Raw genomic sequence first — 13,872 nt, forward strand, 5'->3', positions numbered from 1 at the left:
ATACGCATTTCATTCGAATAGGAAAATCAATTCTTTTTACTACGAAGAGAATTATGTGTCTACAAATAATATAAACAAAAAGAAGCATAGGGCAGAGGAAAGTCTTTTTTCAATAGGGCAATAGACCGTATGTTTTTATATAGTATATTGATATTTAGTATTATAACTCAAATTGTAGTAGCATGTTAGTAGTACAATAGAGTTGTAGGTATATCTTTTAAGGCTTTTGGAAAGGATTATGGTGATTCTTCAGATATTTCACGTGTGAAGTAAGTCGTTTGTAATTAATTGATTACACATTGTACAGTTCCGCGAAAACTTTGCGGGTTTCATTTGTGGGTATGCAGACATTGGAGGTGGCAATCAAGTCTCATGTAAAAGTCACATTGAAAGCTGACAGTGAGGTACTTGACGAAGTCGTTGTTACCGGTATGCAAAAGATGGACAAGAGATTGTTCACCGGTGCTGCCACCAAGTTGACTGCTGATAATGTGAAACTGGACGGTATTGCTGAAATTAGCCGTGCATTGGAAGGACGTGCGGCAGGTGTGTCTGTACAGAATGTATCAGGTACTTTTGGTACAGCACCTAAAATCCGCGTACGTGGTGCCACTTCTATATATGGTAGCTCTAAACCGTTATGGGTTGTAGATGGAGTTATCATGGAGGATGTTACAGAAGTAGATGCCGATGCGTTGTCTTCCGGTGATGCTGAGACGTTGATTTCTTCTGCCATTGCCGGATTGAATGCGGATGATATCGAAAATTTCCAAATTCTGAAGGACGGTTCTGCTACTTCTATATATGGTGCCCGTGCTATGGCGGGTGTGATTGTAGTTACTACTAAGAAAGGTAAAGCCGGTAGTAATAAGATTAGTTATACGGGCGAATTCTCTCTCCGTATGAAGCCTAACTATCGTAACTATAATATAATGAGCTCGCAAGAACAGATGAGCGTTTATCGTGAAATGGAAAGAGGCGGCTATTTGAATTTGGCTGAGACTTACCGTGCATCGGATAGCGGTGTGTATGGCAAGATGTACCATTTGCTCAACACATACGATCCTATAACCGGGAAATATGCTTTAGCGAATACGACTGCTGCGCGTAATGCCTATCTGCAGGATGCCGAATATAGAAACACAGACTGGTTTGATGTGTTGTTTAACAACTCTGTTTCCCAAAACCATGCTGTCAGTATGTCATCGGGTACAGACAAAGCCTCTTATTATACTTCATTAAGCGTAATGAACGATCCAGGATGGTATAAGCAAAGTGAAGTGAGCCGTTATACAGCGAATATCAATGCTTTGTATAATATCTCCAAGCATTTGTCATTGAACTTGATAGGTAATGGATCATATCGTAAACAAAAAGCTCCGGGGACGTTGAGTCAAAGTCTGGATGTGGTGTCCGGTGAGGTTAGACGTGATTTTGATATCAACCCGTATTCTTATGCTTTGAATACATCGCGTGCCTTGGATGCCAATGAGTATTATGTCCGTAATTATGCTCCGTTCAATATTTTGAATGAGTTGGAGAACAACAATATGAGTCTGGATGTGGTGGACTTGAAGTTTCAAGGTGAATTAAAGTGGAAACCTCTCAGTAAGTTGGAATTTGCGGCGTTGGGCGCTTATAAATATTCAACTACTACACAGAGCCATGAAATCAGAGATTACTCTAATCAGGCTTGGGCATTCCGTGCTATGGATGATGCGACTATGAGAGATGCCAATCCGTGGTTATATACGGATCCGGATAATGTGAATTCTCTTCCTGTAAGTGTGTTGCCGGTAGGTGGATTCTATCGTGAGACGAAGTATGCAATGAACAGTTATGATTTCCGCGCAACAGCCAGCTATAATGATGTGTTCAACGACGATCATATCTTCAATTTCTTCGGTGGTATGGAAATCAATGCGGTAGACCGTAAGAAAACCTGGTTCAACGGTGTAGGTATGCAGTATGAAATGGGTATGCTGCCTGCTTACGATTACCTGTATTTCAAGCAAGGTAACGAGGAAAATTCACAATATTATACGGTAGATGAAACACGTACTCGTTCGGCATCATTCTTTGGTACGGCAACCTACTCTTATCAGGGCAAGTATACGGTCAATGGAACTGTAAGATATGAAGGTACTAATAAATTAGGAAAAAGCCGTTCTGCACGTTGGCTTCCTACATGGAACGTGTCTGCTGCCTGGAACATGCACGAAGAAAAATTCTTTGAAAGCCTTAATCCGGCACTTTCTAATTTGACATTGAAAGCTTCTTATTCGTTGACTGCCGACCGGGGACCGGCCAGTGTAACTAACTCGAGAGTCGTTATTGAAAGCTATAATCCGTGGCGTCCTTTTACCAGTGTCAATGAGTCGGGGTTACAAATATATGACCTTGAAAACAGTGAACTGACTTACGAAAAGAAACACGAATTGAATATTGGTGCCGAAATAGGATTTTTGAATAATCGCATCAATCTTTCTGCTGACTGGTACAAGCGTAATAATTACGATTTGATAGGCGTTATCAATACGATGGGAGTAGGCGGACAGATTATGAAATATGCCAACGTGGCGAGTATGAAGTCGCACGGTATAGAGTTGACTCTCTCTACCCGTAATATCGTAACGAAAGACTTTAAGTGGAATACGGACTTCATCTTCTCCAAGACCAAGAATGAAGTGACGGATCTTGAATCTACCGCTCATGTGATAGACATGATTACCGGAACCGGTTTTACTATGGCGGGTTATCCTGTACGTTCGCTCTTCTCTATGGATTTTCAGGGATTGAATGAAGAAGGATTGCCTACTTTCATTAACGAAAAAGGTGAACTGACTGTCAGTGATATTGACTTTCAGGAGCGTGACAATAAAGAGCATCTGGTTTATGAAGGACCGACAGACCCGACAATTACCGGTAGTTTCGGTAACATCTTTAGCTATAAGAATTTTAAACTGAATGTGTTTATGACCTATTCGTTTGGCAATGTTATTCGTTTGGATCCTGTATTCAGTAACCGCTATTCCGATCTTGATGCAATGCCTAAGGAGTTTAAAAATCGTTGGACCGTTGCCGGTGACGAAAGAACTACGAATATTCCAGTTATTGCCGACAAACGTATGAATAACAATGATAACTATCTGCGTTATGCCTACAATGCTTATAATTATTCTACGGCTCGTGTAGCCAAAGGAGACTTTATACGTATGAAAGAAATTTCGTTGTCGTATGATTTTCCGAAGAACTGGCTGAAACCGCTGAAGATAAGTGACCTGTCACTGAAATTGCAGGCTACCAATCTTTTCCTGATTTATGCTGACGACAAACTGAACGGTCAGGATCCGGAGTTCTATAATACAGGTGGTGTGGCTGCTCCTGTTCCCAGACAATTTACGCTTACTGTAAGATTAGGTATTTAAAATATAATAATATATGAAGAATATGAAAAAGAACAGTTTACTATATATATTGGCCGGCTCAGCTATGACATTGGCTTCGTGTGCCGATTTTTTGGATACGATGCCTGATAACCGTGCCGAAGTGAATACTGAAAGTAAAATTACCAATCTGTTGGTATCTGCCTATCCCGGTAATACGGATGTGGTTCTGTCGGAAATGGCATCGGACAATGCCTTGGATAACGGCTCCAGATACTCTATAGAAGATAAGGCGCAGGAAGAGGCTTATTTGTGGCAAGATATAACAAGTGCCGGAAATGACTCCCCCAAGCGTTATTGGGATGCATGCTACAATGCCATCGCTTCTGCCAATCAGGCTTTGGCCGCAATAGATGAGATGGGCAATCCGGCAAGTTTACAGCCACAACGTGGCGAGGCATTGATGTGCCGCGCATACGGACACTTCGCGCTGGCCAATCTTTTCTGTTTGCCTTATAATCCTGAAACTGCCGAACAGGATTTGGGAATACCCTATTCCGACAAACCCGAAACGGAAGTGGCTCCTGCTTATGAACGGGGCAATATGAAAGACCTTTATGCCAAAATCAATGAAGATATAGAAGAGGCGCTCCCGTTGGTGAACGATGCGATTTATAAGGTGCCCAAATATCACTTCAACAAAAAGGCGGCTTATGCATTTGCCGCACGCTTTAACTTGTACTACAAGAATTTGGACAAGGTGATAGAGTATGCCGATGTGGTGTTGGGTACAGTTCCGCAAAAGATGTTGAAAAACTGGTATGGCATCGTGATAGAAAGCGGTACGCCCAACTGGGACAATCGTGTGGATGCTTATATCAATGCCAGTGATCCTGCCAATCTACTGCTTCTTCCGGTAAGCTCTTCCTGGGGATATTGGGGAGGTCCTTATGGCTTAGGTCAGCGCTACGGTCATGCACAGGACATCTGTAAAATGGAGACCGGACGTGCCAACGGCATGTGGGGAAGCTACTCCCGGTTGTTGCCCTTTAAGAATATGTGGGGGATGGATCAGAAGCTCGCTGTAGGTAAAGTGGGCGGTTATTTCTTCTATACAGACAAGGTTAACGGCATCGGTTATCGCAAGAATGTGATTTTGGCATTTAGCGCAGACGAGACATTGCTTTGCCGTGCCGAGGCGTATGCGTTGAAGGGAATGCTCAATGAAGCCACTGCGGACATCAATTCATGGCTCGCCACGCATACCCGCATGTTTGCCGATCCTAACAAACCGGTTCCCGGCGATGCTCCGCTGCAAGTGACTACCCAAGACATTGTGGATTTCTATGCTGCCATTCCATGCATGCCGCTCGACAACAGTACACGCACCATTAAAAAGGAAATCAACCCCATCGGCTTTACGCTTGCCGAAGGCGACCAGAAGGAAGTGATACAATGTATCTTGCACTTGCGCCGCATCGAAACCATCCATGAAGGTTTGCGCTGGCAGGACATCAAGCGCTATCGCATAGAAATCTCGCACAACCGCGAAGGTCAGACAAACGATGTGCTGACAGCCGATGACCCGCGCCGTGCTTTCCAGTTGCCCGCCGATGTGATAAGTGCAGGGCTTGAGGCAAATCCACGTAATAAATGACTCTTATAAACGAAATGAATATGAAAAAGATAAAATGGATATGTATGTTGCTCACGGCTCTTGTGCTGGGAGCATGTGGCGAGGATGACTTGAACCCGAACAGCATCTTCGATGCGGAAGATACCGGAGTTCAGAATGAGTTTGATTCATGGTTGCTCACTAACTATGCCGGACCTTTCAATATCAATTTCAAGTACCATTTGGATGATAAGGAAACGAACATGAATTACAACCTGGCGCCTGCCGATTATGACAGGTCGGTGGCATTGGCTAAAATGGTGAAGTTCCTGTGGCTTGATGCTTACGAAGAGTTGGCGGGTCCCCACTTTATCCGTACTTATTGCCCTAAAATCATTCAATTAGTGGGCTCGCCTGCCTATGACAGCCAAGGGAAAATCGTATTGGGTACGGCAGAAGGCGGTCTTAAGATTACGCTTTACAATGTCAATTCCATCGATTTGGACAATATCGACATTGACGAGCTGAATTACTGGTACTTCAAGACCATGCACCATGAGTTTGCACACATTCTGCATCAGACCAAGGAATATTCCACCGATTTCGGTATTATATCTGCCAGCAACTACCAGTCGAGCAGTTGGGTGAATGTAGAAGAAGTGATGCACCCTCAGTTGGGAAAGATTTCTACCGACGCCCTTGATATGGGATTTGTCTCCTCTTACGGCAGTTCCGAGCCTCAGGAAGATTTTGTAGAGTTTATTTCTATTTATGTGACCCACACTGCCGAATATTGGGATGCGTTGGTCGGCCTGGCAAACGACTATGGACGCGATGTCATAGAACAGAAGTTGGCTATTGTGAAGGATTATATGAAAACAACATGGGAGATTGATTTGGATGAACTCCGTGCCGTAGTGCAACGCCGTTCACAGGAAGTCTTGGACATGGATTTATCAACACTTAATTAATGGATACGATTATGAAGAAAATATACTGTCTATTTTGTTTGGTTGCGGCCATGATGGCATCTGCGTGTACCCACGAGGAGGAAGATTTGTTCGATTCTTCTTCTGCCGACCGTGCCGATGCGACAATCAAAGCTTATACGGATATCTTGACGGGAGCCGAAAACGGATGGCTGATGGAGTATTACCCCGAAATGCAGCAAAAATATGGCGGATACAATACGCTGGTCAAGTTTGACAATGAAGGAAAAGTTACAGTATCGAGTGATGTCTATGAGGCGACCGATGCAGTTACCAGCCTTTATTCGGTGAAACAGAGTGCAGGCGTGATGCTCTCTTTCGACACTTACAATGAGATTTTCCATTTCTATTCCGATCCGTCCGATCCTTCGGGATTGGGAGGAGCCGGATATGGCATGGAAGGCGATTATGACTTCCTGATACTGGAGGCTACACCGGAAAAGGTAGTGGTGAAAGGTAAGAAGAGCGGCAATGTGGCGGTGATGACTCCGGTTAGCGGTAGCTGGGAAGATTACATTACAGAAATCCAGGCGAAAGAGGAAGCCATGTCCAGCAATAAGTACACAATGACGGTGGGCGATTTGGAGATATTGGTACGTAAATCACAACGTACGTTCTCTTTGAGTTATGAGGTGAATGGCGAGGAAATGTCGCAGACGATAGCTTATATCGTGACTCCTGCCGGCATGAAGTTCTATGCTCCTGTCAATGTGAATGGTATTGAGTTTGCTGATTTGATTTATGATGCTTCGACTGATACTTTCACCTCTTCCACCACGGGAGTTACCATGGCGAAAATTCCGCCTGCGATAAATGAAGTGTTTGTAGAAGGTGACTGGTTTATTGCTTACAGTAAGTTGGGTGTATTTGCCAAATCTTATTTTGATAAGGTAAAAGAAAAGGAAGATGAACTGGGTGAGGTACTGCAGTATGCTTTTATGGGTACAATGTTTTCCGAAACAGGTCAGTTCGGTTTTAATTTTATCAGCAGTGGCTACCGTGGCATATTGTATTTTAATTACCGGCTGGTTGGTGACAGTCAGATAGCATTACAATTTGCTATGGACGGTGATAACAACGGAATATGGTATCATAATAGCGGCGGAATGGCCTATGCTTTGATGCCGTTTGGTTACAGTGCGGAACGTTTGTTTACGCTTACTACGGATGACGCGAAGAATCCGAGTTACATTACTTTGACAGAGGATGCTAATCCTTTAAATGTCATGACCCTGTCTGCCGCGCAAATATCGTTACCGTTCGAGAATTAAGATAACGATTGGCTGAGAGCCGATTGAATAGGCTTCCCCCTGTTGCACAATGAATGAACTTCAACTGCGGCAGGGGGATTTTTAGTAGGAACTTTTTATTTATGCTTTCTTTTTTTGCTATATTTGTCGCCATATAACTGATAAATAGTTTGGTTAAACTGTTATTTGTATGTCAATAACTTCGGTCGTAGCCGGAGTGTATATATAATAAGGTATAAGGACAGAATATGGCAATGAAAGAATTTGTAATTTCCGAGGCACAGGTTGAAACCGCAGTATTGGTAGGTCTGATCACGAAGACTCAGGATGAGCGTAAGACAAACGAATATCTCGACGAACTGGCATTCTTGGCTGAGACAGCCGGGGCGGAAGTAGTGAAAAGATTTACGCAAAAACTTGACCAGGCGCACTCGGTGACATATGTGGGTAAGGGCAAGTTGGAAGAGATAAAAGAGTATATCCGCAACGAAGAGGAAGCCGAGCGCGAGATTGGCATGGTGATTTTTGATGATGAACTATCGGCAAAACAGATACGTAACATTGAGGCCGAACTGAAGATAAAGATACTGGACCGTACCTCGCTTATTCTTGATATTTTTGCCATGCGTGCGCAGACGGCAAATGCCAAAACGCAAGTGGAATTGGCGCAATATAAATACATGCTTCCCCGCCTGCAACGTCTGTGGACGCACTTGGAGCGTCAGGGCGGTGGCTCGGGTGCCGGTGGCGGCAAGGGTTCTGTAGGTTTGCGCGGACCGGGTGAAACCCAGTTGGAAATGGACCGCCGTATCATCCTGAACCGTATGTCGTTGCTGAAAGAACGCCTGGCAGAAATCGACAAACAGAAAGCAACCCAGCGTAAAAATCGAGGACGCCTTATTCGTGTGGCGCTGGTAGGATACACCAATGTCGGAAAGTCTACTTTGATGACGATGCTTTCCAAAAGTGAAGTGTTTGCAGAGAATAAGCTGTTTGCAACATTGGATACTACTGTACGCAAGGTTATTATTGAGAACCTGCCATTCCTGTTGTCCGATACGGTCGGGTTTATCCGTAAATTGCCTACCGATTTGGTAGACTCCTTTAAATCTACGTTGGACGAAGTGCGCGAAGCCGACCTGTTGCTGCACATCGTAGATATCTCTCATCCCGATTTTGAGGAGCAGATAGAAGTAGTAAACAAGACATTGGCGGATATCGGTGCCGCCGGCAAGCCCATGATGCTTGTATTCAATAAAATAGATGCTTATACCTACGTGGCGAAAGCAGAAGACGACCTTACCCCCCGAACGAAAGAGAACTTGACACTCGAAGAACTGATGAAGACATGGATGGCAAAGATGGAAGACAACTGCCTGTTCGTCTCCGCCCGTGAAAAAATCAATATGGAGGAACTGAAGAGTGTGGTTTACCAGCGTGTGAAAGAACTGCACGTGCAAAAGTATCCCTATAACGATTTTCTTTATCAGACTTACGATGAAGAAGTTTAATTTAAGGCGGGTTGGTCATACTCATTATAGGTGATGCCCTGTCTTACAATTCATTAAAGTATGATTTACAGAAACTTGACCGGAGACGAAGTGTCCCGGTTGCAGAGCCAATCGTGTTTGGCGGATGATTGGGGAAAGGTGACCGTTGCAGAAGGGTTTTCAACGGAGTTTGTGCATCACACCCGCTTTTCGGGCGAGGTGCGTCTGGGAGTGTTCCATTCGGAGTTTACCTTGCCCGGCGGAATAAAGAAACATTCCGGTTTGCGGCATGTGACGCTTCACAATGTAACGGTGGGAGACAACTGTTGCATTGAGAATATCCAGAACTACATTGCCAACTATGAGATAGGACATGATACTTTCATTGAGAATGTAGATATCATTCTCGTAGACGGGCTTTCCAAGTTCGGTAACGGAGTGGAGGTGTCTGTCCTGAACGAGACCGGTGGTCGTGAGGTGCTTATCAGCGACAAACTCTCCGCTCATCAGGCTTATATCATGGCGCTCTACCGCCATCGTCCGGATTTGATTGCGCGGATGAAGGAGATTACCGATTTCTATTCCAACAAGCATGCTTCTGCCACCGGATTTATCGGCAGTCATGTCATGATACTCAATACCGGTTCCATCAAGAATGTGCGTATCGGCGATTATTGCCACATTTGCGGTACGTGCCGGTTGTATGACGGAAGTATCAACAGCAATGAGGTAGCGCCTGTGCATATCGGTCACGGTGTCATTTGCGACCATTTTATCATCTCGTCCGGTTCGCACGTGGATGATGGCGCCATGCTTACCCGTTGTTTCGTAGGGCAGGCGTGCAAGCTGGGACACAATTATTCTGCTTCGGACTCTCTGTTTTTCAGCAATTGCCAGGGAGAGAATGGTGAGGCGTGTGCCATCTTTGCCGGACCTTATACGGTGACACACCATAAATCCACTTTGCTCATAGCCGGTATGTTTTCATTCATGAATGCCGGTTCCGGTTCCAACCAAAGCAATCACATGTACAAGCTCGGTCCTATCCATCAGGGCACGTTGGAGCGTGGTGCCAAGACCACTTCCGATTCTTATATCCTTTGGCCTGCCAGGGTAGGGGCGTTCTCCCTCGTTATGGGACGCCACGTCAATCATTCCGACACTTCCAACCTGCCGTTCTCCTATCTGATAGAGCAGAACAACACGACTTATCTTGTGCCGGGTGTCAATCTTCGAAGCGTAGGTACCATCCGCGATGCGCAGAAATGGCCTAAGCGCGACCGGCGTACCGACACCAATAAACTGGATTTCATCAATTACAACCTTCTGAGTCCCTATACCGTACAGAAGATGTTCAAGGGGCGGGAAACGCTGAAGAATTTGCGTTATGCTAGTGGCGAACTTTCCGATATATACTCTTTCCACAGTGCCAAGATACGCAACTCGGCTTTGGTGAAAGGTATCCGTTTCTATGAGGTTGCCATCCATAAGTTTCTCGGTAACTCTGTCATCAAGCGTCTGGAAAATACCGACTTCCGCAGTAATGAAGAGATACGTGCCTGTCTGAAGCCCGATACTGCCATTGGCAGTGGCGAGTGGGTGGATATTTCCGGGCTGATTGCTCCGAAGAGTGAGATAGATGCACTGATAGAGGGAATTGAGTCCGGTAGGGTGAATCGTCTGAAGCATATCAATGCCGAGTTCGAGAAGATGCATGACAATTACTACACGTACGAATGGACATGGGCTTATGAGAAGTTGGAGGAGTTCTATGGCATCAAGCCGGAAAATATAACGTCGGAAGACGTTATACACATTGTCGAGAAATGGAAAGAAGCTGTAGTAGGTCTTGACCGCATGGTATACGAGGATGCCAAGAAAGAATTTTCATTGGCTTCCATGACCGGATTCGGTGCCGACGGCTCACGCCTTGAGAAAGAACTTGATTTCGAGCAGGTGCGTGGCGACTTTGAGAGCAATCCTTTTGTGACGGCTGTGTTGAAACACATAGAGGTGAAAACGGCACTCGGTGATGAATTGATAGGACGGATGCAGCGGGTGTCCTTGTCTCATACGAAGCAATAAATTAAGTATGATTTGTTGCGTTTTTCCTCTGATTAAAGAATTATTTCAATAATAGTTTTTACCTTTGCTCGGTAAAGGCGGTTTTGGGCTGCCTTTGCCCTCGAATCACTTTTAAACATTAAATGAACAAATAATTATGGCAACAACACCTCCGTTCAAGTATCAGCCCATGTTCGAGAAGGGTAAGGATACAACCGAGTATTATCTGCTTACAAAAGATTACGTGTCTGTAAGCGAGTTTGAAGGAAAACCTATCTTGAAGATTGAGAAAGAAGGTCTTACCGCGATGGCTAATGCGGCTTTCCGTGATGTTTCGTTTATGTTGCGCCGTTCGCACAACGAACAAGTTGCTAAGATATTGAACGACCCCGAAGCAAGCGATAACGACAAGTATGTGGCTCTGACTTTCCTGCGCAATGCCGAAGTTGCCTCCAAGGGTGTACTTCCTTTCTGCCAAGATACGGGTACGGCTATCATCCACGGTGAAAAGGGTCAACAGGTATGGACGGGCTACTGCGATGAAGAAGCTCTCTCGCTCGGTGTTTACAAGACATATACGGAGGAGAATCTACGTTATTCTCAGAATGCGCCTCTTACCATGTACGATGAGGTGAATACGAAATGCAACCTTCCGGCACAGATTGACATCGAGGCTACCGAAGGCATGGAGTATGAATTCCTTTGTGTTACCAAGGGCGGTGGTTCTGCCAACAAGACATACCTCTATCAGGAGACAAAAGCTATCCTGAACCCCCAAACACTGGTTCCATTCCTCATTGAAAAGATAAAGACGCTGGGTACGGCAGCCTGTCCTCCCTACCACATTGCATTCGTTATCGGCGGCACTTCTACCGAGAAGAACCTGCTGACGGTGAAGTTGGCTTCCACCCACTTCTACGACAACCTGCCTACTACCGGCAATGAGTTCGGTCGTGCTTTCCGCGATGTGGAATTGGAAAAACAGGTATTGGCGGAAGCTCATAAGATTGGTCTTGGCGCACAGTTTGGCGGCAAGTATCTGGCTCATGATATACGTATCATCCGTTTGCCGCGTCACGGTGCTTCCTGTCCCGTGGGTTTGGGCGTTTCCTGTTCTGCCGACCGCAACATCAAGTGTAAAATCAACAAGGAGGGTATCTGGATTGAAAAGCTCGACAGTAATCCGGGCGAACTCATTCCCGCCGAACTCCGTAAGGCAGGCGAGGGTGATGTAGTGAAGATTGATCTGAACCAGCCGATGGAGAATATCCTGAAAGAGCTGACCAAGTATCCGGTTTCCACCCGCTTGTCGCTGAACGGTACCATCATCGTGGGTCGTGACATTGCTCATGCCAAGCTGAAGGAGCGTTTGGACCGTGGCGAAGAGCTGCCGCAGTATATCAAAGACCATCCCATTTACTACGCCGGTCCTGCCAAAACCCCGCAAGGTATGGCTTGCGGTTCGATGGGACCGACCACTGCCGGACGTATGGACCCCTACGTAGACCTTTTCCAAAGCCACGGCGGCAGTATGATTATGCTTGCCAAAGGTAACCGCAGCCAGCAGGTTACGGATGCCTGCAAGAAGTATGGCGGCTTCTACCTCGGCTCTATCGGTGGTCCTGCCGCTATTCTGGCGCAGAACAACATCAAGAGCATCGAGTGTGTGGAATATCCCGAGCTCGGCATGGAGGCTATCTGGAAGATTGAAGTGGAAGATTTCCCCGCATTTATCCTGGTGGATGACAAGGGCAATGACTTCTTCAAGCAGTTGAAGCCGTGGAACTGTAGTAAGTAACAGCGTATATCACCGTATCGCGATAAAGAAGAAGCCGCTTGTGGATGAATTTCCGCAAGCGGCTTTCTTTGTTAGCTCTTTGTTAGTTTCTCAGGGACATTTACTGAATATCCCTTCTTAGTTTCTTCTTCCACTGTTCGTACTTCTCCAGCACTTTCAGTCCGGCGCTGTTGTACCAACTGTAGCCGTTGCGGCGTTCGTAACCTATCTCGGAGATATCGTACTTCTTCACCCCGTCGCGGTCGCAGAAAAAGGGGCGGTTGTCTTCGAGGGTATAGAAGCGTGCCCAAAGCACAGGGCAGGGATAGTCGTCCTGCGGGCAGGAAATCATCCGGTAGTCTTTCTTGCCTTCGTTGTTGATGAATTCCTGGCGCATGATACCTATGATTTTGTTCTCCTTGAACCAAGCGACGGCTGCCTCTACGGAAGCGATTATCCGGGGTGAAGGATGGGGGATGGACATCAGTAGCAGGACGATGTTATCCGATTCGCCGCCACTGAGCGAGGGCAGTTCGTAGGCACGTGCCTTGGCGGGGGCAAGGGTGTGTTCATCGTGTTGGGCGCACCACACGGTCGGCTTGCCGTTCTGTTTCACCTGGGTATTGAGGATACACTCCACGCCTTTGTCGAATGCGGCGCGGGCGCGTTGGCAAAGCGTGTCGGGCACGTAAGTGTACGGGGCTTTCTTGTTGTAGACATCACGCAACAGATTCATGACGTTCACCATGGCATTATCATTGTAAGTGATGTGGGTGTAATACCCCTTGGGGCGCGGCCAGAACTGAGGCCAGCCGCCGTTGGGATATTGTGCTTTCAGCAGGTAGCGTATGCCTTCCAAAGCGGCATCCTTGTATTTTTCTATGCCGGTGGCGAGGTAGATGCGGGAAAGATAGCGTATTTCCGTGCTTGTGGCATCATTGTCGATGGTACTTTCGTTCACATCCTTTTTGGCGGCAAGGGCTTTCTTGTATTCGACGGCGGTCAGTTCGGCGGGCATGTAGATATTCTTGGGCCAGCCGCCGGTGGTTTGTTGGTAGAGCAGCACATTGTCGGCAATGCGGACGGCTTCGGGAGTGGTGAAGAAAGTGTCGTCCAGCTTGGGAGCCAGTTTTACCCACTCCTTATAAGGTTGTTTCTCTCTGTAGTCGGTTGTTTTCTGTGCGTTGACGCCCGTAAGCAGGGCGAGCAATGCACAGCAGATGATGGTTCTTTTCATACTATTGTTGCTTTTGGTTTTTCTTTGCGGACAAAAGTAGGAAAAACCCTGAAGCAGGAATAGT

General features: G+C 46.1%; 8 protein-coding genes. 7 read left to right on the forward strand and 1 reads right to left on the reverse strand.

The window, feature by feature from the left end:
- The first annotated feature begins 287 nt into the window (after positions 1 to 287).
- The 7 genes from QZ327_RS08940 to QZ327_RS08970 all read left to right on the forward strand — a co-directional run bounded on the left by QZ327_RS08940 (position 288) and on the right by QZ327_RS08970 (position 12,592).
- Positions 288 to 3,428: a SusC/RagA family TonB-linked outer membrane protein gene (locus QZ327_RS08940; protein ID WP_294618757.1), complete on the forward strand. Its 3,141-nt coding sequence runs from the start codon at positions 288 to 290 to the stop codon at positions 3,426 to 3,428.
- 13 nt (positions 3,429 to 3,441) lie between these two features.
- The gene (locus tag QZ327_RS08945) at positions 3,442 to 5,043 is read left to right on the forward strand and encodes a RagB/SusD family nutrient uptake outer membrane protein (protein WP_366143353.1); all 1,602 of its coding nucleotides are present in this window, start codon (positions 3,442 to 3,444) and stop codon (positions 5,041 to 5,043) included.
- Between the two features lie 20 nt (positions 5,044 to 5,063).
- Complete coding sequence (locus QZ327_RS08950) at positions 5,064 to 5,972, forward strand: putative zinc-binding metallopeptidase (RefSeq protein ID WP_294618729.1); 909 nt, start codon at positions 5,064 to 5,066, stop codon at positions 5,970 to 5,972.
- A gap of 11 nt (positions 5,973 to 5,983) precedes the next feature.
- Positions 5,984 to 7,261: a DUF4302 domain-containing protein gene (locus QZ327_RS08955; RefSeq protein ID WP_294618730.1), complete on the forward strand. Its 1,278-nt coding sequence runs from the start codon at positions 5,984 to 5,986 to the stop codon at positions 7,259 to 7,261.
- A 233-nt stretch (positions 7,262 to 7,494) separates the two neighbouring features.
- Positions 7,495 to 8,751 carry a GTPase HflX gene (hflX, locus tag QZ327_RS08960; RefSeq protein ID WP_294618759.1) on the forward strand — a complete coding sequence of 419 codons (1,257 nt, stop codon included), beginning with the start codon at positions 7,495 to 7,497 and terminating at the stop codon, positions 8,749 to 8,751.
- Positions 8,752 to 8,811: 60 nt separating this feature from the next.
- Positions 8,812 to 10,815: a DUF4954 family protein gene (locus tag QZ327_RS08965; RefSeq protein WP_294618731.1), complete on the forward strand. Its 2,004-nt coding sequence runs from the start codon at positions 8,812 to 8,814 to the stop codon at positions 10,813 to 10,815.
- Positions 10,816 to 10,951: 136 nt separating this feature from the next.
- On the forward strand, positions 10,952 to 12,592 hold the full coding sequence (locus QZ327_RS08970) for a fumarate hydratase (RefSeq protein WP_294618732.1): 1,641 nt from the start codon (positions 10,952 to 10,954) through the stop codon (positions 12,590 to 12,592).
- Positions 12,593 to 12,692: 100 nt separating this feature from the next.
- Here QZ327_RS08970 and pelA read toward each other — a convergent pair whose 3' ends face one another.
- A complete protein-coding gene (gene pelA, locus QZ327_RS08975) occupies positions 12,693 to 13,808 on the reverse strand; it encodes a pectate lyase (protein WP_294618733.1) in 1,116 nt (371 codons plus the stop codon).
- Positions 13,809 to 13,872 lie beyond the last annotated feature (64 nt).

Origin of the sequence: uncultured Bacteroides sp. (assembly GCF_910578895.1) — a bacterium.
Classification (GTDB): Bacteria; Bacteroidota; Bacteroidia; order Bacteroidales; family Bacteroidaceae; genus Bacteroides.